Below are 25,907 nucleotides of genomic sequence, written 5' to 3'. Positions count from 1 at the left end.
CCGAAGGTCAGCAGAAAAGAACAATGTGAGCCCCGGGATGCGTTGCACGTAATGGGATCGATTAGTCGCACATTCACGCAATGAGGAGTTTCTTGACAGAGGCGGGGTAACCGCCCCCCATGCGCAGGCCGGTCCGTCTTTCCAGCCAGGCTTGGAACTCAGCTACGGTGTCCCTGGAAGGCCAATCATCAAACTGCCAAAACGACAACTTAGAGGTAATTTCTACAGCCCGGGCGAACCGATACGGTGGATGGATCTCCTGTCAATCGACTTCGGGATTACCGTCATGAAGACCCGGAACAACGGGATTTAGGGCGAAGACGATCACGGCGAGTACGGTGAACGGATTCAAGTCGCGCCCAGCAATGCTCTCGGAAAACCGGTAGGCGATTCCGTACTGGTCAAGCGCACCACTCCTGGCTGTGCCGAGCGCGGGTTAAGGGCTGATCGACCTGCCCCCGCGTTGGGCGTGCACACGAGCGTACAGCAACGGAATTTCGAAAGACGCAGCGGCAGACAGGCAAGGGCAGCCACGGCACCCTCTCAGGCCGCAAGACCTGGTTCGAGATGAAAGACATCTGATACGAATAGAGGACTAAAGTCCCATCTGAGATTCAATATATGATTGCGCCAGACTGTATGCCGTTGTTTCAACATTGTCTCTTGCCCGAAGAAGAAATCTCTTGATTTTATGCTTTGCTGTCAGGCGATCCGACATCCTAGCTTCTTCGTCGGAAACTTCATGGACGGAGGCAACAAGCTCTGCCTCCTCAGCTCCACCATGGTTGCGAATCATTTCAATTAGAGCTTGCGCGTCCGGCCCAAAATGCTGCGTGCCGGCAACATTTTGGCTAACTTCTCCGCATGCCCGACCTATTATTTGTTGATTTATCTGAATCGGAGTCCGCTCGCTATTCTCGTCTATCGCATAACGTGTCATCAGATTTGTAAGATCGCCAGGAACTTCGGGGATCATACTTGCCACCAGGTTGCTCACTGCCCTCCAGTGAATCTCAGGCCTGTCTGCTTCATCTACAATTTCAGACTCCATGCGATGCCTAATTTGCATAACCCTTTGCTCCCTCTCCTGTTTAATATCAATTCTCAAGCGCCGAACTTCCTTGGCGTACCTCCCCACGAGTTCGGTTGCACCGCTCTTCTCAACTCCTATTCCTTGAAGTACAAGGGCGGCTTCATCTGGGTAGTCACAAAGGTCAAGAAATCGACCAAACTCCCGAATTTCTTCAGCTACCTCCTCTTTTCCGAGATTCCGTTCACTGAAAAATTCAAAGACTTGCCCCCGGCTTGTCTTGTATCCATCTTGTCTAATCTTTTCTTTCTTGACTGTTGTCAACCACTCCCGAAAAAGATCTAGGAGGCGCGACATTTCATTTGAGTACAACCTTCCCTTTGGCACGTAAATCCTGAAAAGGAGATTATTCTCCAAGTCTTCAATGAATGAATCTGCGAGAACGTAGAGTTCAGAATTCTTCTTATAGGAGGCCACTTGAATCTCGTGCTTTTTTAGCAAATCATTTGTAATGATCGTCTTTTCTTCTGGAATCTGGGACATGCAGGCATCGAATGAAGTTCTGTACAGCTCTCCCTTTGCATCGGCAACAGGCAATGGCTCCACGTAATTCCTGGCCGCATCACCGTTTATTATGTCTTCGTGAATAAAAATGATGTGTGGCACCTTGCTCAGATTCTCGAGCATTCCATTGGCGACTTCCAAGTGCTCATCGGACCCCATTCGCAGATAGGCCCCTCGGCCAAACTTTCCAAGTACGCCGACAAGGTTTGGATTTTCGAGTATTTTGGCTATTTTCTCCCAGTTTTCGGGGGACGATTCCATGCGTTTGGTAACGTACCAAACATCCGTTACATTGAGCTTGCTCCGCAAGCCCTCCTGAGAAAATGTCCCCAGAAAAAGAAATATCTTCCTCGGGTCTCCCATTTCTTTCCTCCTGCTATATGTATTCCGAGTTGGACTGTAAGGGATAGAGGAAGCGGTGCAAGCGCCGCCGCAGCCGCCTTCGGACGCGTATAGCTGTTGTGAAGGCACCCCCACAGAGTGAGCAGGGAATCAGGGGTGCCAGCTAGGTCCATGGTGACCCAGAGCGCGCATCTACACCACTTTTTCTGGCACCTTGGTTCCTGACCTGCTGCGATCCCGAGGCACCCGACAGTGGAGTGTGACTGTCCTGGGTGGCCGCCACGGCGCTGTCGGGGACCTCGGGCCGGTACCGTCCTGCCCACCGCACTGGTTACTGCGGGCGGCTGGCCCGCGATCACGGCGCGAGCTGGCCGGGCCTGGTATCCGCCCTCCTCTACGCAGTGAGGAGGCTTCCCGGTCCGCCGTGGCAGGGCGCAGCGCTCAGTCATTGCGGAGGCTTCGGATGGCCGCATCGATGCGGAAGCCCACCGCAGACAGGGGCAGGACCAGAACGGTCGGCCCCGTCCAATGCGCCGGAAAGGAGATGTGGAACTGAGGGGGCACAGGCCGGTAGGACTAATCGCCGTCGCCTCGACTCCCGCAACCATCGGGGAGGAGGCCCGAGAACGCTCTGCCTTCCGCCCAGTCTCCCCGCTTCCGTGCCCGCACGTGCCACACAGGACGGTGAACGACGGATAGCCGCGGGAATGAAGGGTTACCAGCCTGAAAACCGCAGGCCAGGAAGCCGCAGGAAATCCGGAAGGCCGGCTCTCGGTTTCCCAAGCTGAAATTGTGTCCGGGAGCAGGACGTCCCGGACACAATCATTCACCTTCCTGGGGAACGTAGAGGCAGCGTCGCGCGGACGTGGAGTTGGCGGCGCGCGCCGGCTTGACCGCTTGGTTGGGCTCCCCCTGAGGGTCCGTCCAGGCGTGGGTCTGGTGGCGCCCGTCGGCGTCCCGCCAGGTGAACGTCCCGCCGCGCACCCACACGGTGATCCTGCCCGGCAGCGACACCACCGACACCCGGGCGTCCACCGCCCCGAACACCCGGCCCACCCCCGCCGCCCGCAGTGTCGCGAACAGACCCTTCGCGGCCGCCCCTGCGCCGCCCCGACGGCCGCCTACAGGCTGTTCGCCTGCCCGGGGCGCATGTACCCCCACGGGGGCGCTGGTGGCGTGTGTGCGCCCCCGAACACCCGCGTGGGCTCGGTGGACTCCGCGGGCGGGGCCGGACCAGCCCCAACGGCCCAGTGTCCTGCACGGATGCGGTGGCGGTAATCGGCATGAAGGCCCTTCCCAAGACCCGGCGCTGCCGTTCGCGGCGCGATCAGCCCCAATGGACGCTCACCTCGACGAGAACCTTCGGACGAGGGCCGACCTGCGGCGATGTCACCGGAGGTGTCTATGCGCCTCGGCGCAGGTCTGTTGCTGTGCCCGAACGATGCTGTTCGGGCACTTGCCGCATTCGAGCTTTCTGCGGCTCAGGGAATAGGTCAGGGCCCGAACAACGCGACGTGGCCCGGCAACGGCCATAGGTTGCCGGGCCACGTGCATTCGTCAGTCAACGAGGTAGTGGGCTTCGATGTAGGCGACAGTGGAGTCATACGGCTCACCCACCGGCTTCAACCTGTACCGGCGGAAGACCGCAGCGGTGGCGCGGCGGACGCCTCGTTTGCGAGCCTCGGCGTTGTCCCACGACCGGGCGAGGGTGCGGGTGACCACCTGGTCGATCTCTTCGGCCAGGTTCCTCTCCGTGACTGTGAGGCCGGACGGTGCGTGGTCGTGGATGATCCGCGACAGGACACCCACGTGGTCGTCGTCCAGCACGACGACAGCTTCGTCGGGGTGTTTCTCGGCGTCCACGATGGCGCGGGCGACCCGGAGAGCTTCGGACAGGAACTCCAGGGCGTCCTGGGCGTTCTGGATGATCCGGTCCCGCAGCAGCTTGATCCGCTCCGCAAGGGCGGTGTACTTCGCCGACTCCGGTTCGACGCCCTTTTCGAGGGCGGCCTTGATGTGGTCCAGGATCTCCGCCGCGGACGGCGGCGTCTTGTCGTCGCTGTCGTCCTTGCCTGGCTTGGGGCGGACGAGGGACATTAGCTCCTTGAGCAGGGCGATTCCCCGGGCGTCCAGTACGAGGGATTCCCTTTGGGAGGCGACCACGGAGAAGGAGTGGACGTGGGCGTTGATGATCTCCAGGACCATCGGCCCCAGCTCGCTCAGCCGTTCCTTCCTCTCCTCCTCGGAGGACTTCTTGAAAAGGGTCGTGTACACCGACCCGAACAGCCCGATGCCGTCCCGGTACTTGGCGATGCGCTTGTCGGTATTGATGAGCGGGTACAGGCGGGCCAGGAGCCGGTAGTCCTTGGCGAACGCCTCGGCGGCGCCAGGGTTGGCGTCCAAGAAGACGTTGATGGCTCGCACGGACTCGTACCCATGGACCGTGAGGTCCAGGCCGTCCACGTCCGCGAGGAGATCTTCGATTCGGGCGAAGGTGGTGCGGAACTCGGCGACCAGCTCGGTCAGGTCGGTGACGAACCCGCCACCCTTACCGGCTCCCTTCGAGGTGGGGTCAGCGACGGCCCGCTGGACCTCTTCGGCTAGGCCGATGTAGTCCACGACCACGCCGGAGGTCTTCACGAACCCGGTCGGGGACACCCAGGGGCGGTTCGGTCGGGTGATCGTCTGGAACAAGGTGTGGGCCTTCAGCGGCTTGTCCAGGTAGAGGCCGCCCTCGTTGGGGGCGTCGAACCCGGTCATCAGCTTCGCGGTCACCACCAGGAAGCACAGCGGGTCGTCCGGGGTGAGGAACCGCCGCTTCTGCTCCTCCTCCTCGGCCTCCGAGAGCTGGAACGGCCGCATGGCGGGGTTTTCGTCCTTGGAATCCGAGACGGAGATGTTCACCTCGGCGGTGATCCGATCATGCTTCCCGACTTCATCGAGCACCTGTGACGCCTCAAAGCCGGCCAACAGCTCGTTGATCTTGTCCGTGTAGGCCACGGCCAGCTCACGGTTGTAGGCGACGACCTGGGCCTTGAGGCCGTTGCGGTAAGCGCCAGACAGGTAGTGGTCCACGATGTGCTGACAGACCGCGTGGATACGGTCGGGGCTAGCGAACACCGAGGTGAGGCGCCCGAACTTGCGGGACAGGGCCTCACGATCGGGATCGTCGAGGTCGAAGTCATCGGCAAACTGATCGAACTCAGCCTGCAACGCCTGGTCGTTCATCTCGAAGGAGACCGGGTGAGGGTCCAGCATGACCGGAACGGTCGCCCCATCCAGCAGGGACCGGGACACCGAGTACCGGTGCAGCACCCTGTCCGGGTCGGTCTGCTCGCCGAAGAGGGCGAAGGTGTCGGTGGCGAGGTTCCTGATGGGGGTGCCGGTCATGCCGAAGAACTTCGCGTTCGGCAACGCTGCGCGCATCTGCCCGGCCAGGGACTTCGACCTGGTGGACTGCGTGCGGTGTGCCTCGTCGACCAGCACGATGATGTTGCCCCGGGTCGACAGGTTCTTGCCGGCGTCGGCGAATTTGTGGACGGTCGTGGAGATGACGCCGCGCACGTCGTCGGCCAGCAGGGAACGCAACTCCCGACCAGTGGCGGGCTGGTGGAAGTAGGCGTCCCCCATCGCGGAGGTGAACACCCCCGAGGTCTGCCGGACGAGCTGGAGCCGGTCCGAGAGCAGGATGATCGTGGGCGACTCGGTACGGGGGTCGGTCAGCAGCAGCGAGGCGGTGAACACCATCAGCAGCGTCTTCCCAGACCCCTGGTGGTGCCAGATCAGGCCCTTCGCCCCGCCCTCCAGGACCCGCTTGTGGATCAGGTGCGCGGCCTCCATCTGCGGATAGCGCGAAAGATACTTGTTGTCCGCCCCACCCCCGGAGGTGTCGAAGAGGACGAAGTTGGCGAGCATGTCCAGGATCGTGGCCGGGCTCATCAGCAGCTCGACGGAGCGCTGCACGTCGGCCTGCCCGGACAGGTTCTCGTCATCCGCAGTGGACCGGAACGGATGCCACAGGGTCGTGGGCGCTCCGGCAGCACCGAACCGCAGATTCAGCCCGTCAGAGGCGACGGCGAAGACGTTAGGGGTGAAGAACCACGGGTACTCGGTGGCGTAAACGTCGTTGATCTCGCGGGCGGCATCGGCCCACGCGGACTTCGCGGTCGGGGATTTCACCTCCACCACGACTAGGGGCAGGCCGTTGACCCAGTACACGAGGTCGAAGCGGCGGGAGGTCTTGCCGGGAACGGTGATGGTCACCTCGTCCGAGACGACCAGGGTGTTGGCGGTCGGGTGTTCGAAGTCGATGACCTTCAGGGTATGCCACACACCGTCGGCGTCCCGGAACTCCTTGCGCCCGCGCAGCAGGTGCAGCACCTGCTCGTTGGCCCGCACCAGACCGCCCTCGACGACGTTGACCGTGGCGACGACCTCCTCGACCACTGCGTCCACGTCGAACCCGTCGATCACCCCAGGATTGAGCCGGACGATGGCATCCCGCAGCTGTCCGGCGACCACCGTCTGCGTCGTTTCACGCGCCAGCGACCTGCCTGCGGTGAACTCCCAGCCCATTGGGAGGGACCACTGGATCATCAGGTTCTGGAACTCACGCTCCCTGATGCCCTTCGCCACGGATCAGACCTCCGGCTCGGCGGACTCGATGTCGATGCTCCGATCCAGTAGACCCGACAGCAGGGCTGCCCGGGCGGTACGAAGCCTGGCAGCCTCAGCCGCCAGCGCACGAGATTCGGCTCGGAGCCCGCCTAGCGCAGTCCCGAGGGACTGGTTTTCCGTCCAGCTCCAAGGCACCTCCGTCGAACGGATCAGTCCCATGTTCAGCGAAGGGACGGCGCCCGGTCGAACCAGGCTCGAGAGTGCGAAGTTCTCCATGACCGCCAGCAGGTACTCCGAGTTCGTCCCTTCCCCGGGCGTGATGACAAGGTGGTTCTCATCCAGCGCTCCGGGGACCTCCACAATCCGCTTCTTCTCAGTGAGAACTGCCGCCCCCACCCTCGGGAATGTCACCGCGCCAGCCTCGACCACAACACCGCCAATCTCAGCCACCTCCGAGGGGGTAAGCCGCGTATCGGCAAGGGTGTAGCCGAACTCGTTCCCCGGGCCGGCCATGTCCGCAATCTTGTACCAAGAAACCTCGCCCGTTCGCTTGCCCTGGAACTCCTTCGGGAGCCCCTTCCCCTGCGACACAACCCCCAGGCTTCCGATGGGCACCTGCCCGGTATCGGCAGACCTTCGGACCAGGCCGGTACGGACTCTGACGACGGCCTCGGCCTCAGCCTCAAGTGCGGCTATCTGGTCGTCGACCGCGCCGATGATCTCGACGATCCGCTCCTGTGTCGGTAGGGACGGCAGCATGACGGAGATGTTCACGAAGTCCCGTACATGGAGGCGTCGGCGCTCTGTGGTGCCGACCGCTCGACTTGACGCCTCAGACTGGAACGACGCGGTGTGGAAGATAGCCTCGACATATTCCGGGAGGATCGCCTCGGGATTGACCTTGAACACTGGGAAGTCGTTGGTGACAAAGCAGCCGTCAGCGTCGTTCTTGACAACCCCGAAAGAGGCTTTGGTCGCCCACATCCGGTTGTACACGATGTCATCATGCTTGATCCGGTAGAGCGTCTTGCCCTTGATCTTCTCAGCGGGAACCGTCTCACGCTCGTATACTCCTCCGGCATGCCAGCGCACCCCGGCATATCGAGCCTCGGTCAGGTCCTCGACCCGGACTGCGCGGGAAACCTGGGTCATCACCTCCCCAAGGGTGGTCCGCTTCCAGTCACTCATCGAAGCCCTCGATTCCGGCATCGGCGAGGACCGCGAGCATGCGCTGCTCGCTCTTCTGGCGCTCGGCTCGGGCGATGTTGTAGGCGTCAATCAGGGTGCCGAGATCTTCCTGCTCGACGGCGGCCTGCTTGATGTACCGCCCGATGTTGAGGTCGTACCCGTTCGCCACGATCTCCGCGGCGGGGACGAATCGCGCCGCGATTCCGCCGTCGCCGTCGGGGTCGACCGGGTTGCCCTCGGAATCGAACTTCGAGTGGTAGGCAGTCACCACATCGGCGATGTCCGCCTCGGTCAGGACGTTCCGGTTCTTGCTCTTGGTGAACCGCTTGGAGGCGTCGATGAACAGTACCCCCTTCCGGCGCTCCTCGGCTTTGGTGCCGGGGGCACGGAACACGAGAATGCAGGTCGGGATGGAGGTCGAATAGAAGAGGTTCGCTGGTAGGCCGATCACGGCCTCGAGGAGGTCGTCATCCAGGACGCGCTGGCGGATGGCTGCTTCCTGGCCGCCGCGGAAGAGGACGCCGTGGGGAAGGACCACGCCGGCACGGCCCTTCTTCGGGCCCATGCTGGCGATCATGTGCTGGACGAACGCCCAGTCCGCCGACGACTGCGGTGCGACCCCGCCGAGGGCGCGCGGGTCATTGGTCCAGGGATTCCACTTCAGACTGTAGGGCGGGTTAGCGACGATCACATCGAACTTCGCGAGGGACCCGTCCGGCTTATTGAAACGCGGGTCCTTCAGGGTGTCGCCGATCTCGATCTGGAACTGGGTGAGATTGTGCATGAAGAGATTCATGCGTGCCACACCCGCAGTGTCCGGTACGGCCTCCTGCCCGTGCAATCTGAGCGTGTAACCACGCCCACCGCGGGCCTTCAGAAGGTTCGCGGAGGCGATGAGCATACCGCCCGACCCACAGGTCGGGTCGTAGACCGACTCGAAGCCCTTGGGGTCAAGGACCTCGACGATCAGCTCGACGACCTCGCGCGGGGTGAAGAACTGGCCGGCGCGGGTGCCGGACCCGTCGGAGAACCGCTTCAGCAGGTACTCGTACGCCCCACCGAGCACGTCGTAGGACATGTTGCCCTCGTGCATCTTCGGGGTGCGGTCCATCGCCTGCATGACCGCCGCCAGCACCTCCCCCGACAGCACCTCTTCGGAGGTCCAGGTCATGGACCCGAACAGGCGGGAGAACTTGTCAGGGTTGGCCGTCTCGATCGCCTGCAGGGAGGCGCGGACCCGATGGCCGAGGCCAGGCTGGGTAATGGTGGCGAGGATGGACGACCAAGAGGCGCGACGCTCCCGGACGGTGCCGGGGTGGATGACCGGGATCTCGAACGACTGGTAGTCGCGGTACTCGATCTCGCGGGCTTCCTCGGCCGAGAGGAGGTCGTCCAAGCCCTCGTTTTCGGCCAGGAACTCCTGGTGGTGATGCTCCCAGGTGTCCGACAGGTACTTCCAGAACATCAGCGGGAAGACGACCGAGGAGTATTGCGCTTCGGGCATCGCTACGCGCAGCTCGTCGGCGGCGTCCCACAACCGGCTCTCGATCTCCTGCTGGGTCACTGCCATCAGTCGGGGGTGTCCTTGTTCGTCAAAGGGAGGCGACCCGAAGGTCGTGGTGTTCCTGCTAGTCACCCAATTTAAGGCGTGCCCGGCATGTACACGACAGGTGTGTCCAGCTTGGTGAACACGCGCCGGACTGATACAAAGTCCAGGCGATCACGGAGGTGTGCAGGTGAGGGGAGTGCGATACTTCGCATTAGTCTCCAAAGAGGGATGCGCCCGATAATGTCAGGCGCGGTTTCCGCGAAGCAGGGCTGCCCGAACCGCATGCTGGCGGCCCGGGCAGCAGGCTGCGCCATGTTCCTGGGCGCCGCCGGGGTATCGTTGCGCTGATCGTCAGCCGACGGCTACCGGATTGACCGCTTGTCTGGGGTCCCCTTGAAGCCTCGGTCACGTCCCCCGAAGAGGGCTATTGGTGCTCAGCGCCTACTGATTTCCCGGGTGCGCGTCTCATAGCCAGGCGTATTCAGATTGCCAGTCGCATGTCCGGCGTGCACCCTTGGTGGTGCACCGGGCCTGCCGACTCGGTGGGGAACGGCCGCGGATGGACGGATGCGCTCCGCGTCGTTGTTACGTGGGAGCACGGTACGCCTGGTCAGGATCACCCGACAGCTTCCGGCGGTGCCTGTGGGAGGTTGCCTCCTGGACCATCATGGTTTGGGGTAGGCGCGTCCAGAATTGCGGTGCGTGCAGCCCAGGACAGCGCGCTCTGGTCCCGCCCTGAGAGGCCGAGGCGATTCCAGTGGAAGATCACTAGGTAGGACAAGATGCGACGCAAACCCCGTTCGAGTGTGCCGTTACGGACCGCCGCCCTCAGATCCCGACCCGCCTGGTCGGAGGCGGTGGCCCAGGTTGCAGCGAATTTCAGAGGGCCGTCCGGACCGAACATGAGCCCATCGGGGGCGGTATCGGCCAGCAGCAGTGTCTGTAGGGCATTGACCATAGGGCGAAGCCGTTCAGGGGTGACGTCCGGCGGGGTGGGGCGTTCGTGGCGGACGCGGTCCCACACGTCGCCCTGTTCGTACCATTCGAGGCCAGCGCCGCGCATCAGCGCTGTGCAGAGCAGGATGGACAGTTCACGGCGGCCAATCGTGGTGTGATCGCGCGTGGAGAGGTCCAGGACCGCCCTGCTGTCGGCGTGGAAGAGGTTGTGAGCGATCGCGATGCCGACATGTCCTCCGAACGCGGCGGTTTCCGGTTCGTAGATGCCGGTCCACCACCGTCGGATCCGCCCGGCGTTCACCAGGTCGTCCAGGGCCGCGCGGATCCGTGCTGGGGACTGCGGGCCGCGCGGGCGCAGGCGCAGTCTCCAGCAGGGGTATTTGCGGATGAACCACCAGCCGGTGATGTCCTGCTCGGCTTCCCAACGTCGCAGGAGCGGAGCAAGATGGTCCACTGCGTAGGACTCAGCCGTCTCCCATTCGGTGAATTCGACGTAGACCTGCCACCAGCGGGCGCTGGCGCGCTGGCAGAGGGCGTCGCGTCCGCCGCAGCGGAACACCCCCACTGCTGTGTCTAGCTCCGTGGGATCCATCCTCAGGTGCGCGGCCACGTCGGGCAGCGGGTTTCCACCAAGGACCTGCAGGACGGCGCGCTCCATGACCTCTGCTGTTGGGGCTTGAAGCGGGTGGATCAGTCGATCAGCAGGCATGCGTCCCATCCAGAGACCGGTTCGCGATCTTCGACGGAAGTGATTAGGGGGAGGGCAGCGCCCGCCTGGCCTTCCAAGAGTCCCGGAGCCGTGACGTTCGTGGGATCGGCGTGGCGGAGCAGCTGGGCAGCCAGGCGGGGAAGGTGGTCGGCCAGGGTCGGAAAGGTGGCGTCGCGAGCCATGCGCCACACGGTCTGGTAGAGGCCGGCCCAGCCGTGACACAGGCTGGCGTCGGTGAGGCGCTCCACCTGAACGGGGTCGGACAGGCATCGGTCGAGGGCGCATTCGAAGAAGCGTTGCCGGTGGGTATCGCCGATGGCCAGCGCGGCGAGTTGTCCGGCGCGGGCGATCCCGGGGGTGCCGTAGCACCAGGAGGGGCGCGTTGGGCCGGGTTGGTGGGTGGTTCCGGTGGCCAGATCGTGGGCGGTGAGGTGCTCGGGCCACCAGGGGCCGGGGTCTGTGTTCTGTTGCCAGTGGTCGAGGTGGGCGCTGATGGTGGTGATGGCCTCCTGGTGGCCGTCCACGGTGACTCCACGCCGCAGGGCCTGGCTGAGCAGCAGCAACGGGCCGGTGATGCCGTGGGCGACGCCGAGATTGCCGTGCCCGCCGGGGAAGTGAGGTGAAGTGCGGCGATGGGGGTCGTGGGCGACCCACCAGCCGGGCCGGGTCTGACCGTTAGCCATCACGGGGCGGGTGAGCGCAACCAGGTAGTCCAGGACGCGTTGCAGGGCACTACTGCTGGGGTCGCGGTGCAGGAGGTAGGCGCCGATTCCGGTGAGCCCGTAGAACACGTCGTACTCGCCGAAGGTGGCCAAGGCGCCGCTGTGGATACGGCTCATGGCGTTGTGGACGCGCCGGTGGGCGAGGGCCGACACGTGGTGGTCCACGGTGGACAGGGCGTCGGCATAGCGGGAGGTACCGGCGGCTGCGGCGTGCAGCATGAAGGCGATGGCGGGTGCACCCAGGAACAGGCCGGTGGTGTCGGCGGCGCTGACCTGCCCGGTGGTCGCTGCGGTGATCCAGCGGTGAGCCTGGTCCCAGGTGCCCTGCCGGGTGTGAGCGCGTTCGATGTGCAGCAGGGCGGTTCCCGCTGCGCCTTGGGCTAGGGACTGCCCCTCGCCCGGTGCGTTCGGGGGATGCGGGGCGGACAAGCGTTGGACGAGGCGGTCGAGCACGGCGGCCGGGTCAGTCGCTGGTATGGAGGAGGCGTTCATCGTGCCGTCCGCGCGGTGTGGGAGCGAGCGACAACGCGTGCGGTCCGGATGGTGAGGGTCTCCTGGTTGGGGCTGACGCCGAGCGCGCGCACGTGGTGGAGGTGGAGCAGGGACCGCAGGACCGTGTGCGGGTCTCGCTCGGAAGCCAAGTGCTTGTGGTAGTCGGCCAGGGCGGCGGCGCGGGTCTGCCATGCGGCGGCCACCTCATCGCCGCTATTCAGGGCGTATAGGGCGGTGCGGTCGCCATCGGGGGCGGCCAAGTGCAGGGCCTGGCGGCGGAGGGATTGGTCCACGGGGCCGGCAGTGTGGGGCATGTCGTCGGACAGCCATTGAAGTCCGTGGTCGGTGAAGGACGTGACGAGGTCGACCATGCTGGCCGCCGCCAGGGGCTGGGGAGCGGTGTGCGAGCGGCGGGCCGCGCGGATCTGTGCAACGGCGGCGGCTGAGTCGGCGGCGAACACCTCCTCGGCTGCCTGTAGCGCCGGGCCGTACCCATAGCGCCCGGTCTGCGGCTGGTAGGTGGCCAGAGCCAGGCGAGACAGCAGGCGATGGCGGCGCAGGTCTTGAGCCCAGGTGTGCACGGTCTCGACGGCTTGTCCGTAGGAGAGGGCGGGAGGAACGCGAAGGTAGAAGGCCAGGTACTGATCCGTATCCCGGCGCGTCATGTCGCAGTGCCGATGGAACCACCACGCGTCGCGCGCGTGGAGGAGGCACCCCAGCTCGGGCAGATAGGCGGTGATGATCTCGTCGAAACGCTGGGGGTGGGCATAAAGCTGGGCATGCACGACGTCTCCCCCGGGCAGATGGGCCTCCTGGGTGCTGACCGGACGTACGGGGAGCGGGATTAGGGGCGGCGGGGTGATGGGCTCGGGGCGTGTCAGGGTGAACAGCGCCTCGTGCGGATGACCGAGCCAGCCCATCTGCTCTGGAGCTGCGGCCTCCCGCAGCTCCACCCAGTCGTGGGTGCCCAGCCGCTGGCGCAGCAGTCGGCGGTGAACGGGGTGTGACAGGTTCAGCGGAAGCCGCCGATCGTGCTCCACCAGCGCGACTTGGTCGGGGACACGCCAGTGTCGACGCCATCGGGTGAAGCTCTCCTCCCACTCGGGAGTGGGCGCGGTGGCGCGAGGAAGGTTGTCGGCGTCGAGCAGCCACCGAGCGGCGGAAAGGATCGTGGTGTTGTAGCGCACCCGGGGTAGGTAGGGCAGGTGCGCGGCGGCGCCGAAGTCGAAGGGGCCATAGGCGGCGCAACGGCTGTGCGTGATCTCGGCGAGGAAGCGGGCCAGGGGCGGGGTGTGGGTTGCGGGTTCCAGGGCGTGGGTGACGTGGGCTTCAACGCGCTGGCCGGTGGAGATCCGCAGCAAGTGGAAGTGGCGGGCATCGGCGGTGACGGCGAGGTCGGAAAGCGGGATCACGTCGGGACCGGTCGAGTGGTGTTCGGCCAGTGGGATGGCCCAGGGCAGTAGGCGTGTGGTGCGGGCGATGTTGGCGTTTCGGCGCTTGCGTGGCGGAAACGACAGCTGCGCGACCAGCGTGTCGGGCTGCGGGCTGTGATAGGAGGCGGCGAGTCGTTGCTGGTCGTCGTCGGGCAGCAGGTGAGCGAATCGCCCGGCCATGCTGCTGGTCGGGCGCGGTGCTGCGGTCACGACGAGGCTGAAGTCCCCCTCTGCGAGCGCATGGAGTGTGGCGGCATGGATCTCTCCGCATAGCTCGACGCGAGGCACGGTCAGGACGTCGTCCTCGGGGGCGAGTTCGTCGATGAGGGGCTCGGTGAGGACGATCTCATCGCTGCCCTTGGCCATAGCTCTCTGGACAAGGGCGAGCAGGGCGGTGTCGCGGTCGGTCAGGGGCCGCGGCGTGCGTCCGCGCCCGGAGCCCAGGTATCCGGCAGGCAGGCCCAGGCCGCTGTCACTGACCAGGTCGAGTACGGGAACGAGCGCACCGGGGCCGTACCGTTCGCGGAAACGGGCGTGGTAGTCGCGCCAGGGCGGTGCGCCGAAGGGGTGGGAGCTCAGGCGGGTGAGCACATCGGCGGCCTCCTCCGCGGCGCGCACCACGTGGTGGGGCAGGCGCACTTGGCAGTCCACGATCGTGTCTACGGTGAGCGGCGTGGGGGCGATGCCCGTGAGCGTGTGCATCTGGTCGATGACAGGGGCCGTACGCTCCCGCAGGGTGGTCGGGGTCGGGCGGATGAGCTGCCGGTGGATCGCTTCCAGCCGCTCCACCACGTCGGCGATCTCGTCGATGTCCTGGGCATTGGCTGCCGCGAGTTCCTCACACACATGCCCCAGTGCGTCTATGCGGGTCATCGGTGCCCACAGGCTGGTGAGCAGCACGCGGTGGGCGATGAGGTCATCGAGCATCGCCATGATGCGCGCGGGGTCCGCCTTCGGGAAGCGCTGGGCGAGCAGGTCGCGCAACTGGGCGTAGGGCACGGGGGTGCGCGCGGCGTCCAGAGCAGCGGCCACCGGCGGGCTGTGACTGATGGAAACCTCTTCGGGTGCGGCCAGGTGTGTCTGGCCGTCGGCTGAGTGCCCGGACGTCACGAACCGTTCCCCGCGGACGTGGCCGGTGTTGTCCGTCACCACTCTCAGCCGCTCCAGCAGGGCTCGGCATCCGTGCAGGCGGTCGATGACATCGGACAGCCAGTCGGAGTCGGGGCGCGCGACGATGCGATGGTCGGTGCCCCGCACAGCATCGGGATGGTCCCCGATGGAGAGGGAGGCGACTCCCGCGAATGTCGCCAGCGGGGTCGGGCGCTGCCAGCGGAGCAGGTAGGCGACCAGCGAGAGCACCGTCTTGCGCACGCGGCGCGGGGTGGCGTCCTGCCTCGACAGGGTGGTGGTGATGTGGTCGCACAAGGCGGGGTTGACCGTGGCCAGGGCATCGCGGACCTCCTCGCGCTCCCAGACGCTGGCCAGCCACTCACGCCCCGGTGTGATGGAGGCGTCGTCGAAGGGGTCGTGGGGGACGGTGAGGTCGTGTGGGGTGGTGCTGGCGCGTAGCTGTGCTGCGCCGCTCCAGCGGTAGCCGTACGGGGATCGCTTCGACATGGTTGCCCTCGTTTCGTCCTCAACTCCATTCGTGGGGCGGGATGTGCGGGGGTGGGTCCGAAGCGGGGTTCCGACCCACCCCTGGGGCACGGGCGCCTCAGGCGGGGTCGCCCACGAAGGAGTTGCAGGCCGAAGCCCCCTGCTGGCAGGTATTGCCGCACCCGTCACCGGTGTTGCACATGAGCTTGCCGTTGGGGTGTGTGGACACTACGACCTCGACGTTGAGAGCGAACTCGTCGTCAATAGGGGTGGAGGTAGCCATGGGAATCACTCTCCTTACCTGTGGTGGTGTGAGATGGCCTAGCCCGCAGCGGTGGCCGGGGGCCAGGTGAATGTGACGCGGGTGTGCATCTTGGTGATGACCAGGTCCGCCGCTACATCAGCGGAGACGGGATAGACGTCGATACGCGGTCCGGGGCCGCCGCGCTGTTCGCGTGCCCAGGTGCGCACGTGTTCCGACACCGCGTCGGCGAACGCCGCCCCGTGAGGGCCGTAGGCGTGGATGCCATATTCGACCGACTGTTCCTCAGGGGTGCGGCGGGTGACGAGGTAGGCGAAGGTGTCGTCGTCGACGGCGGCCAGGGAGAAGCGGGGGTTGTTCGGTGAGACCAGCCCGGTGTCCAGGTTGGGGTCGACGGCCATGATGCAGAATCCGGGCAAGTGTGTGGCCAGGTACAGCTGGAGCGTGTCGATGACCTCTTGCAGGCCAACGGTGACCCCGGTCCAGGTCTCGACACGGGGGTGGAGTATCGCGTTGTCCAGCTGGTGGGGGTCAGCGGGCACCTCGTCATCGAAACGCAGAGCGATCTCCTCAGTTCCGTTGACCAGCACCAGCGTCTCGCGGTGCTCCTCGGCGCCCTGCATGGGCACGAACCCGCAGATGCGGGCCGAGGTGCTGGTCAGGTGATCGCCGGACTTGAGGAAGCTGATTGATCGGGTGAGGTTGCGCATTCGCAGGGGCACCACGAGCCGCCCACCAGCGGCGAGCTGGTCCATCCAGGCCGGTGGAATGTCCCAGGCCCCTGCAGTCACCAGGATTCGGTCGTAAGGGGCGTGCTCGGGAACCCCCTGGGCGGCATCGGCGCGCACCACGCGCACCCGCTCATAGCCGTTCTCCTTGAGGAGCCGAGTCGCGCGCTCTGTGACCTCGGGGTCGATGTCGATTGTGGTGACCGCACCGCCCGGGCCGACGATCTCGGCGAGCAGCGCCGCGTTGTACCCGCCTGATCCGATCTCCAGCACCCGGTGCCCCGGACGCAGGTCAGCCTGCTCCAGCATCATCGCCTGGATCTGGGCGGCCGACACCGAGCTGACCGCGACCCTGTGCTCATCCCGCTTGGTGATCACCGCGCCATAGGGGCTGTAGACGTCCTCCAAGGCGGCTTCGGGCGCGAATCGTTCACGGGGAACCGCGCGCATGGCGGCCTCGACCCGTTGAGAGACAATCGTGCCGTCGGTGACGAGCTGGGTGACGGCCTGGTCCCGCAACTCTTCGGCGCGGCCGGGGTCGATGGTCGCGTTTTCGCTCATTGGGGTGCTCCTCGTTGGGATCGATGGCCGATACGCCACAGGCTTGCCGCGCTGCTAGAACCCGGGCAACCGCACATCTATGAATGCTTCTCACGTCCTGCCCGAACGTGCGGCTGACCGCAGTTCCCAATTTGGTGGCGCTCAGGGGCACGAGTCGAGATGCTGATGCGGACAGCAGGAACTGTCCGCATCAACTCTCATCGGAGGTGCCCCGGTGCCTCAGCCACTCAAAGCGCTACGACCAGGTCATTCCATCGGTGCTTGGTTCGGTGCCGAGCTGCGTCACTGGCGACTGCAACGCGGCATGTCCCAAAAGGAACTCGGCCAACGGGTATGGATCAGCGGCAGCATGATCGGCAAGATCGAAACCGCTGAGCGCGCTTGCCCGAGCAGCCTCGCCTACAAACTCGACGAAATCCTCGACACCGGCGGCGTTCTCAGCCGCGCCTGGCCACTTTTGGACGCCCACCAGCGCCAAGCTGTGAGCCTGGCTCCCGAAGCTGTCTCGGGGCCCACGGCAGTGACCGGGCCGAACGTGTCACTGCACGGTGCGGCCGAACCCGGCGGGGAGGGCTATCTGAAAACTGCCTCGGGCCGCTTCTTCGCTGGTGCACGGATCGAAGTGCAGATCAGTCGAGCGACTCGGCGGGAGGACAAGATCCGCATTGAGGAACCGCCCGCTGCCGTGACGCCCGTCCAAGCCCAACTCCTGGTTGGAATCCACGACGATGCGGACGGCCCCGCGATGGTCGCGATCGATGCCCGCAGGAAACGCCGCCGACTCCGACAAGCACCCGGCACGGCCGACATCAGCATTCCCGGGGCGTATGTCCTCGATGACCTCACCACAGGTCTGCTGTGGGCGGCGAGCTCCTTGGACAGAGCGCTTCTGTTCGATGATGCGTTGATCTCCGAGCGCAAGTCCGAACTCGACAACTTCGAGAAGTTTCCTCGTTCCTCGGCCGGACGGGACATGGCCGCGGAGCTGACTGCGGTCTCCCAGTTGTGGATGGGCTCGGACTTCTGCGCCCGATACATCCTCCGCCAATCCTCCCGCCTCACCTCCACCCCTGACTTCTGGACGCGTGAGCGCACCGGCGAGGAGGCCAGCACGTGGCTGTTGTTCGCCCACAAGTACAGCTACCTCAAGGCCCTGTCCGAGAGGTTCCCGACCGGAGCGACGCGCTCATTTTGCATCCCCGAGTTACTCGTCGGATCTTCACCCCAGGCCGAACGGTTCCTGATCGTCCTTGCGGCAGCATTGATGGAGTCCTTCGGGATCCGGATTCAGGTATGCAGCGATCCCGAGTACAGCACGGTTGAGGGGTTCGTGCTCGATCCCTACCGTTGGGCGATCATCGCCAGTTGGCTGGGCACGGACGGCATCTGGCATGTGGACACAACCGACAGCATGGCGACGGTGCGCGAGTACACCGACATCACCGCCTACGCCAGCGCACACTCAGTCATCGACGCTCCCACGCCCCACGAGCGGCTGCGTGCGTTCGCGGACTATCTGAACGTGGAATGGTCTTGGTTGGTGCGCCGATGCGCCGAGCTCAGCACCTATGGAATCGCGGGATTGCTCGTCCCATCAAGCCGACTTCTCAGCACCACCGGGATCGACCGCGCCTGCAGATTCCTCGGAAAAGCGGCCTTGGTAAAGCGTTAGGCTGCCCGCACAGGAATCGGCGCGGAAGGAAGCGGAAATGCAGAACCAGGTTCCTCGTCGCCGGGTAGCGGTGTACGGCATGGGCGGCACCATCGCGATGGCTGGCGTGGGCGGCGTCGTCCCCTCGTTGTCTGCCGCCCAGCTCCTCGACGCTGTTCCCGGGCTCGCTGACACCGGTATCGACATCGAGGTCAACGACTTTCGGCGCCTGCCCGGTGCATCGCTGGGCTTCGCAGATCTGACCGCTCTTGCAGTCGACATCGACAAGCGACTGGCCTCAGGTGACGTCGATGGCATCGTGGTCACCCAGGGCACCGACACCATCGAGGAGACCAGCTACCTGCTCGACCTGTTCCACACTGCGCCGCAGCCGGTCGTCGTCACAGGAGCCATGCGCAACCCCACCCTGGCCGGAGCCGATGGCCCAGCGAACCTGCTCGCGGCCGTGCAGACCGCCGCCCACCCGGGTTCGCGGGACCACGGGGTGCTCGTCGTGCTCGCCGACGAAATCCACGCCGCGCGCCACGTCCGCAAGACCCACGCCACCAGCGGCCACACCTTTCAGTCCCCCAATACCGGCCCCTTGGGCCACCTCGTCGAAGGCAACCCGCACTTCCTCAGCCGTCTGCCCGCCGCCCGCGCCACCCTCGACCTCACTGCACTGCACACCGATCCCCGCGTGGCCCTGGTGACCGTTGTGTTCGGCGACGACGGCGCCCTCGTTCACGATCTCGCCGCGTGGGCGGACGGCCTGGTCGTCGCGGCATTCGGCGTCGGCCACGTCCCGCAGGGCCTCGTTCCGGTTCTCAGCGAGCTAGCCGAACACATCCCGGTCGTCCTTGCCTCGCGTGCCGGCTCGGGCCCCGGCCTGTCCTCCACCTACGGGTTCCCCGGCTCCGAAAGCGACCTGCTGGAACAGGGGCTGATCCGCGCCGGGTTCCTGGACCCACTAAAGTCGCGCATCCTGCTCTGGTCACTCCTGGCCACTGGTCATGACGGTGGATCGATCGCCGAGGTGTTCAGGAGGGCAGGAGCCTACGGCCAGGGCTGACCTGGCCACCACCATCTCCCCTCTGCTCCGCGACGGAAAGGAACGAGGAACGACGTGCGCAGCCATGAACTGACCCCGGGCCGCACCTTCGGTGTCGTCTTCGACCACGGCGAGAACTTCTTCGAGACTCTGAACGCGTTCTGCCGTACCAACAACGTCCGCCAGGGCTACATCCCGATGTTCATCGCGGGCTTCGCGCACGTCGACATCGTCGGTACCTGTGAGCAGCTCACCGATCCACTAGCGCCCGTCTGGTCAAAGGTCCACCTGACCAACGTCGAGGCCGTGGGCGGCGGCACCATCGCCCACGACGAGGCCAATGACACGATCTCGCCCCACGTCCACGTCTCCGTCGGCCTCAAGGAACACAGCGCTACCGGACACACCAGCCACCTCCTGGCCGCCGAGGTCCAGTTCCTCACCGAGATGGTTCTCGTCGAGATCACCTCGCCACAAATGCGGCGGATACCGAACCCTGCGCTCTATGACGTGCCTCTCCTTCACTTCGATCGCGAAGAATAAATGGGGACGCTAAAACACGCGCCTCAACACCTGTCTTCCCTCTGTCCTAGCCGATAACGGCATCAACCACGTTGCAGGCTGGCGTCATGTCGTCGTAGCAACGCTGCCGGTCAAAGGGGTTGCTGAGGCGGTATGACACCACCAGACCGCTCTTGGTCGAGCTCGCAAGGCTCACCGCCGAGGAGCGCCGGAGGGGCGCCGACCTGACTGCGGTGTGCCCCGGGATGGCCCGGCTCACCGCACACGATTCGTGGCTTCGCTCGGATGCTGTCACTCGCCCCGGACGACATTAGGATTCTCAAGGAGTGGACCACCACCGGTAGTGAGGATGACCTCTTCGAACGGCATGCCTTCACTCGTGGCCTCGGCCAGGGCCGCGACGTCGTGGCCGTGACCTGCCGTGACCACAACGGTGGCACGGCAGGTGCGAACGCATGGTCGAAGCTAATTAAACGGTAGATGTACAAGCGATCCGGTTTCCTCCTCCCACCTACTCCTTCGCCACCAAGGTCGCACGAGAGTGTGCCAGCACAGTCGGCGGCATGAGCACAGCTCTCTAGAATGTGACTTATAACACTTCTGTGGGGGTGGGCTGCAACCCTGTTAGAAAGGGGTTCCTAAAGGTGCTGGTCAGGAACGCGTGAGCCGCTGCGAAATTGGCCATTATTGGCCCTGACGTGCAGTTTCGCGAAAAGGTTGAGTCCTCGGCCAGCCCCAGTGGCGATACGTTGGCTTTGGCGGAAGCTTGACGCCTCCCTGCCGCAGGTGACCGACGGGTCGCTAGCGCTGGCGGTCACCGACAGCCGGTTGCACTAGGAACCGTATGGCAGAAGGAGGGCTATGGAGCCGAAGCCCAGTGACCAGTTTTGGAAGCTGCCAGACTTCTGGCGATTCCTTGAAGTGCTGGTCAGGCTCTTGATCGACGTGGCCAAGAGCTAGGCCGACCCCGCAGGGGGGGTCGGCCGCAGATGGTAAAGCCCCGGCGCTGCCTCCCAAGCCGTGTCGGGGCTTTGCCTATGTCCTCGCTGGCCAGCGCATTTGTGCAGCGCTGCACAAGGTAGACGCCGCCAAGAATACATGCGCTTTCTACACCGGGCACACGTCATCAGAAGCTGCATGGTTACTCTCTTCACATAAGCGCTGTCTTTGGGGGCTTCTAGCACGCATGTGCGGAAGCTCGGCTTAGTTCGGAAACGAATCGACGAAGCCCAATCCCGATGGGATGTGTGTCCCGCGTGTGTGGCTGGAGCGGTCCGGTGATTCCGGCGTTGTTGACCAGGACGTCGAGGTGTCCGGTCTGGTCCGCGATCGTGTTCGCCGTATCCCGGACTGAGGCGTCGCTGGTCACATCGAGTTGAACGGCGCGCCCGCCTGTCTCCTCCGCTGCCGACCGGTCCTGTTCCGGGTCTCGGGAACCCAGGAAGACGGTGTGGCCAGCGGCGATCAGCCTTCGGGCGGTTTCTAGGCCGAGGCCCTTGTCCGGATCAGCAATCAGTGCAGTGGCCATGACTACCGTCCTCCCTTGAAAACATGCGGATCGCACCGGCCGCTGCTCGTCACTTCTCGCCCTGCGTTCTCCCGGCCGGTTCAGTCGGCCTCGCCCTGGGGCGCGTAGGCGAGCAGGAAGGTGTCGCGGGCGGCTCCGGCCACGGAACGCAGCTCGGTGTCGGGGACCTGTCGGGTCCCGAGCCGGGAACGCAGCTCCATGGGACCGGTGAGTAGCGCGAGGAACTGCTCGCTCGCCTGTTCGGGGTCGGCGATGTTCAGCCGCTTGGCGAGTGCGAGCCGGGCCAGGCGGTCGGCGAGGGCGTTCTGGATGCGCTGGGCTCCCGCACTCTGGATCTCGTTCAACAGGTCGGGGAAGCGTGCGGCTTCGGCGTTGAGCAGTCGGCGTAGCGCCTGCGATTCGGCGCAGCAGTGGTTCTGCAGCAGTAGGTGCCCTACCTCTTCCAGCGTGGCACGCAGGTCGCCCTCAGATCCGCGCAGCTTGTCGAGCGCGGCCAGCGATCGATCGACTGTTCGGCCCACGGCCGCCTGCAAGGCCTCGTGGAAGAGAGTCTCCTTGTCGCCGAGGTGGTTGTAAACGGTGGGCTTGGCCACCCTGGCCTCATCTGCGATCTCGCGCACGCAGGACTGTCCGTACCCGTCCCGGGCAAAGACTCGGAACGCGGCGTCCAGGATCGCCTGCCGTTTGTCGATGCGCCCGCGGGGGCTGCTGCGGCTCCCCGTTTCTGAGGTCTTGGCTGCGTTCACAGCGGCATCGTACCGCTCTACTCCTCAGACTGAACCATCCGGTTCAAGATATTTCCAAATTCGGTTGCCCCGAGTTAGTTCCGTTAGTTAACTTGAACCGATTGGTTCAATAAATTGCACGAACTGGTAGCGGAATGGGAGCCGCATGACTCAAGTCAGAGACGACCGCCTGGACACCGCGCTCCTACGGCTGATCGGTGTGACTCTGCTGGGCGGGATCATGGGGATCCTCGACAGCACCATGGTCACCGTCGCAGCCGACACGCTCTCCCAAGCGTTCGGCAGCTCGCTCAGCGTGATCAGTTGGGCCTCGACCGGCTATCTGCTCGCGCTCACCGTCACCATCCCCATCACCAGCTGGGCCGTCCGCAGATTCGGCGTGAAGCGGCTGTGGCTGTTTGGTCTCGTCCTCTTCGTGGCGGCCTCGCTCGCCTCGGCGCTCTCCTGGAGCGTGGAGAGCCTCGTTCTCTTTCGGGTGGTCCAAGGCGCCGGCGCAGGCATTCTCGACCCGCTGGTGCTGGTGATCCTGGCTCGGGCCGCCGGCCCGAGCCGTGCGGGACGGGTTATGGGCATGATGGGCGTCGTGCTGTCACTGGGTCCGGTGCTCGGCCCAGTGCTTGGCGGCCTCCTGCTCGACTCCATGGGCTGGCGCTCGATGTTCTACATCAACCTGCCCATCGGCATCGTCGCCTTCATGCTCGCGCTGCGCGTGATCCCGACCGACCCGCCCGGGGAGCAGGACGCGCGCACGCCGCTCGACATCGTTGGCTTCCTGCTGCTGGCGCCCGGATTCGCCGCGACCGTCCTCGCGCTCACCCAGGCAGGCGAGCACGCGGAGTTCGCTGCGCCCGCGGTGCTGGCCCCGCTCTCCATCGGACTCGCCCTGCTTTTCGGGTACGTGGTCCACGCGCTGCGTGTCCGGACGACCGAGCCGCTGATCGACGTGCGCCTCTTCACCAGCCGCAGCTTCGCCGCGAGCGTGACCGTGCAGGGGCTCGTGGGCCTGGGCACCTATGCAGGGCTCTTCGCGCTGCCCCTCTACTACCAGATCATCCACGATCACGGCGCTGGCGGCGCCGGGCTGCTGGTGGCCCCGCTGGGGCTGGGATCGGCTTTCGCGATGCCCATCGCCGGGAGGCTCAGCGACAGGCTGGGGGCGCGCAGCCTGGTACAGGGCGGCGCGGTGCTGGCGGCGGCGGGCGCGTTCGCTCTCACCCGCATCGGAGCCGAGAGCGGGGAGGCGTGGTCGGCCCTGGCGGCATTGGTCATCGGATTCGGTCTGGGCGCTGTGGGTGCGCCGACCATGGGATCCCTGTACCGGACGCTGCCCGCCGAGAAGGTGCCGCAGGGCAGCTCCGTGCTCTACAACCTCAACCAGCTCGGCGGCGCACTCGGCGTCGCCTGCGCCGCCCTGATCCTCGCGGCCGCGGGAGCGGGCGGGGTATCCGGCGGGATCGGCGGCTTCCAGCAGGTCAACTGGTTCCTCTTGGCGGTGGCCGTGGTCATCCTGGCCGCCAGCCCGTTGCTGCCGGGCCGCCTGCAGGAAATCCCGTCGACGGCCCTGGACACGGCGTCCGACGCGGATCCTGCGGGCGAGCGACAGCAGGCGCATAGGTAGGCGCTCCCGAACAGGGAGAGAAAGGTGAGCACGTACGTCATCACCGGAGCCACCGGCAACGCGCCAGGCACCTCGTCCATGACCTCGCCGGGGCCGGTGCTCGGACGTGGGCGCGACGGGTTCGGCGGGCGGGTCGGGGAAACCCACCGGGAGTAATCTCGCCAGGGCGTCCTCGGCATCACGTTCAAGGGCATACTGCACGAGCGGGTCCGGTCCGCCGGACGCGACGCCGTGATCCCCTTGATCGAGGGCCGAGCCTGGATCACCGGCGTCAACCAGCACATCCTCCCCGACGCCCTGTTTCCTTGCGGCTACACGGTGGGTGACATGTGGGGTGGCAGCTTCTTCTGGGTTAGGAAAGCACCTGGTCAGGCCAGAGGGCTTCAGCGTTAGCCGATGTCCGGCGACGACCCTCACAGTACGCCAGAACTACAGGGCGAACCCGTCATCGGGGTCTCCGGGCAGCCTGAAGTGATTCATCGGAAGACGCGGGGTGGCGTCAATGTGCATCAAATTCGGCTTGACGTGACGTCATGATGACGTCATAGTGAAGTCATGGATCTGATGCCGTATGTGGACAACCTCCGCCGCCAGCTCGTGGTGGCCGCCGAAGCTGGCAACGAGGATGCTCGGGCGGTCGCTGAGCGGCTGGCGGCGGCGCTGGAGCCGGCTGCGCGACTGGCCTTACTGGATGCGCTTTCCGAGGCCGCCGACGAGATCACCCGCGATTTCGCTCCTGGTTCGGTCGAGGTTCGGCTGCGAGGGGGTCAGACTGACTTCATTGTGACGCCACCGCCGACGGACGAACCGGTCGACGGTCCCTCCGACGGGGGCCTCGCGTCGCCGCGGCCCTCGTCGGGCGAGGCCGCGGCGGAGGCCGGGCCCGTTGCGGAGTCGCAGCCGCATGACGCCGAGGACGGCGGCACGTCGCGGGTCACCCTGCGCCTGCCCGTCCACCTCAAGCCTCAGGTCGAGGAGGCCGCCCGCCGCGAAGGGCTGTCGGTCAACGCCTGGCTGGTGCGCGCAGTTGCCGCCGGGCTCGACACCGGCGCTCGACGGCCCGATCGGGGCGCGGGCCGCCAGGTCGGACGAGGCTACACCGGCTGGGTCCGCTAGCCGCCCCCGCCCCATTTCCACTACGTCTCCCACCAGCGGAGACGCCCACCACCGCCATGACCTGGAGACAGCCATGCCAACTTTCGACACACCCGAACCCATTACCGCCGAGATCGACCTCCTCGTCGGCGCCGTCCAGATCAACGCCGGCGACCGCTCCGACACGACCGTCGAGGTCCGCCCCCGCGACGCCGCCAAGGACGTCGACGTGCGGGTCGCCGAACAGATCCAGATCGAGTGCGCCGGAGGCCGCCTGCTGGTGAAGGACTCCGGAAACACCGTGCTGGGCTCGATGCTGCGCAAGGGCATGGCGGACGTGACCATCGATCTGCCGCGCGGCTCGCTGCTCCACGCCCAGGCCAGGCACGCCAACGTCCGCTGCGAAGGCGACCTCGGGTCCGCCGAGATCACTGCCTCCAGCGGCAACATCGCGCTGGACCGGCTGACCGGAAACGCCGAACTCACCTCGACGGACGGCTGGATCCGCGCCCACGAGATCGACGGCCGCGCCGTGGTCAAGACGTCCAGCGGTGCCATCACCCTCGGCACGGTCAGCGGCAAGCTGCGGATGAACACCGCCCACGGGCACATCAGCGCCCAGCGCGCCCTGGACTCCGTCCACGCGAGGGCCACCCACGGAAGCGTCCGGATCGGCGAGGTAGTCCGCAGCCGCGTGGACATCGAAACCTCCTACGGAGAGATCGAGGTCGGCGTCCGCGAAGGCACCGCGGCCTGGCTGGACGCCTCCTCCAAGCACGGCGCCCTGAGCAGCTCCCTGGAGGCGGCCGAGGGCCCGGGCACCGCCGAAGAGACCGTCGAGGTGCGCGCCCGCAGCGTCTACGGCGACATCGTGGTCCGCCGCGCCTGAGCCCCTCTGACCCCTTGGTGTCCGCGAGCCTCTGCGGGCTCTCCGGTGACGTGAGCA

The 25,907-nt window shown here is 65.5% G+C and carries 19 protein-coding genes and 1 pseudogene; 8 read left to right on the top strand and 12 right to left on the bottom strand.

Annotation, left to right across the window (positions count from 1 at the left end):
• Positions 1–595: 595 nt before the first annotated feature.
• The 10 genes from CDO52_RS27885 to fxlM form a co-directional block, all read right to left on the bottom strand.
• A complete protein-coding gene (locus CDO52_RS27885; protein WP_152471597.1) occupies positions 596–1,957 on the bottom strand; it encodes a hypothetical protein in 1,362 nt (453 codons plus the stop codon).
• Positions 1,958–2,758: 801 nt separating this feature from the next.
• The gene (locus CDO52_RS28980) at positions 2,759–2,983 is read right to left on the bottom strand and encodes a hypothetical protein (protein ID WP_232524331.1); all 225 of its coding nucleotides are present in this window, start codon (positions 2,981–2,983) and stop codon (positions 2,759–2,761) included.
• Positions 2,984–3,493: 510 nt separating this feature from the next.
• On the bottom strand, positions 3,494–6,571 hold the full coding sequence (locus tag CDO52_RS26100) for a type I restriction endonuclease subunit R (protein ID WP_017618476.1): 3,078 nt from the start codon (positions 6,569–6,571) through the stop codon (positions 3,494–3,496).
• 3 nt (positions 6,572–6,574) lie between these two features.
• Complete coding sequence (locus CDO52_RS26095) at positions 6,575–7,741, bottom strand: restriction endonuclease subunit S (RefSeq protein WP_017618477.1); 1,167 nt, start codon at positions 7,739–7,741, stop codon at positions 6,575–6,577.
• Positions 7,734–9,311, bottom strand: a complete 1,578-nt coding sequence (locus tag CDO52_RS26090; RefSeq protein ID WP_017618478.1) for a type I restriction-modification system subunit M — start codon at positions 9,309–9,311, stop codon at positions 7,734–7,736. Before CDO52_RS26090 ends, CDO52_RS26095 begins: the two co-directional genes overlap by 8 nt.
• Positions 9,312–9,906: 595 nt before the next feature.
• Complete coding sequence (locus CDO52_RS26085) at positions 9,907–10,905, bottom strand: thiopeptide-type bacteriocin biosynthesis protein (RefSeq protein WP_017618479.1); 999 nt, start codon at positions 10,903–10,905, stop codon at positions 9,907–9,909.
• A gap of 32 nt (positions 10,906–10,937) precedes the next feature.
• Positions 10,938–12,170: a lanthionine synthetase C family protein gene (locus tag CDO52_RS26080; RefSeq protein ID WP_051060717.1), complete on the bottom strand. Its 1,233-nt coding sequence runs from the start codon at positions 12,168–12,170 to the stop codon at positions 10,938–10,940.
• On the bottom strand, positions 12,167–15,220 hold the full coding sequence (locus tag CDO52_RS26075) for a lantibiotic dehydratase (RefSeq protein ID WP_094932769.1): 3,054 nt from the start codon (positions 15,218–15,220) through the stop codon (positions 12,167–12,169). The genes CDO52_RS26080 and CDO52_RS26075 overlap by 4 nt, the downstream gene beginning before the upstream one ends.
• 97 nt (positions 15,221–15,317) lie before the next feature.
• Positions 15,318–15,482, bottom strand: coding sequence for an FxLD family lanthipeptide (locus CDO52_RS26070; protein ID WP_017618482.1), 165 nt, complete (start codon positions 15,480–15,482; stop codon positions 15,318–15,320).
• A gap of 38 nt (positions 15,483–15,520) precedes the next feature.
• The gene (gene fxlM, locus CDO52_RS26065) at positions 15,521–16,750 is read right to left on the bottom strand and encodes a methyltransferase, FxLD system (protein ID WP_017618483.1); all 1,230 of its coding nucleotides are present in this window, start codon (positions 16,748–16,750) and stop codon (positions 15,521–15,523) included.
• A gap of 214 nt (positions 16,751–16,964) precedes the next feature.
• Between fxlM and CDO52_RS26060 the strand changes: the two genes are divergently transcribed.
• Genes CDO52_RS26060 through CDO52_RS26050 form a run of 3 tightly spaced genes read left to right on the top strand, consistent with a single transcriptional unit; the run spans position 16,965 to position 19,995 of the window.
• Entirely contained in the window at positions 16,965–18,422 is a 1,458-nt protein-coding gene (locus CDO52_RS26060) for a helix-turn-helix domain-containing protein (RefSeq protein WP_026125764.1), read from the top strand.
• Between the two features lie 37 nt (positions 18,423–18,459).
• On the top strand, positions 18,460–19,473 hold the full coding sequence (locus tag CDO52_RS26055; RefSeq protein WP_017618485.1) for an asparaginase: 1,014 nt from the start codon (positions 18,460–18,462) through the stop codon (positions 19,471–19,473).
• 54 nt (positions 19,474–19,527) lie between these two features.
• A complete protein-coding gene (locus tag CDO52_RS26050; RefSeq protein WP_017618486.1) occupies positions 19,528–19,995 on the top strand; it encodes a PPC domain-containing DNA-binding protein in 468 nt (155 codons plus the stop codon).
• Positions 19,996–21,151: 1,156 nt separating this feature from the next.
• Here the strand turns inward: CDO52_RS26050 and CDO52_RS26045 are convergent.
• Together CDO52_RS26045 and CDO52_RS26040 are read right to left on the bottom strand one after the other, a co-directional pair.
• Positions 21,152–21,502, bottom strand: coding sequence for an SDR family NAD(P)-dependent oxidoreductase (locus CDO52_RS26045; protein ID WP_083919840.1), 351 nt, complete (start codon positions 21,500–21,502; stop codon positions 21,152–21,154).
• An 80-nt stretch (positions 21,503–21,582) separates the two neighbouring features.
• Positions 21,583–22,248 (bottom strand): TetR/AcrR family transcriptional regulator, encoded by a 666-nt coding sequence (locus CDO52_RS26040; protein WP_017618488.1) that lies wholly within the window; start codon positions 22,246–22,248, stop codon positions 21,583–21,585.
• Positions 22,249–22,393: 145 nt separating this feature from the next.
• Between CDO52_RS26040 and CDO52_RS26035 the strand changes: the two genes are divergently transcribed.
• From CDO52_RS26035 to CDO52_RS26025, 5 genes and pseudogenes are all read left to right on the top strand, one after another.
• On the top strand, positions 22,394–23,866 hold the full coding sequence (locus CDO52_RS26035) for a DHA2 family efflux MFS transporter permease subunit (protein ID WP_017618489.1): 1,473 nt from the start codon (positions 22,394–22,396) through the stop codon (positions 23,864–23,866).
• A 24-nt stretch (positions 23,867–23,890) separates the two neighbouring features.
• Complete coding sequence (locus CDO52_RS29175; RefSeq protein ID WP_017618490.1) at positions 23,891–24,022, top strand: hypothetical protein; 132 nt, start codon at positions 23,891–23,893, stop codon at positions 24,020–24,022.
• Between the two features lie 18 nt (positions 24,023–24,040).
• Positions 24,041–24,259: pseudogene (locus CDO52_RS29620) on the top strand (proline racemase family protein); the annotation flags it as partial.
• Positions 24,260–24,421: 162 nt separating this feature from the next.
• On the top strand, positions 24,422–24,982 hold the full coding sequence (locus tag CDO52_RS26030) for a histidine kinase (RefSeq protein ID WP_198345793.1): 561 nt from the start codon (positions 24,422–24,424) through the stop codon (positions 24,980–24,982).
• Positions 24,983–25,055: 73 nt separating this feature from the next.
• Entirely contained in the window at positions 25,056–25,850 is a 795-nt protein-coding gene (locus tag CDO52_RS26025) for a DUF4097 family beta strand repeat-containing protein (protein WP_017618492.1), read from the top strand.
• Positions 25,851–25,907: the final 57 nt, after the last annotated feature.

This window comes from Nocardiopsis gilva YIM 90087 (assembly GCF_002263495.1).
Taxonomy (GTDB): domain Bacteria; phylum Actinomycetota; class Actinomycetes; order Streptosporangiales; family Streptosporangiaceae; genus Nocardiopsis_C; species Nocardiopsis_C gilva.
Note: the sequence above shows the minus strand (reverse complement) of the source record. Positions and strands in the feature narration are given on the sequence as shown.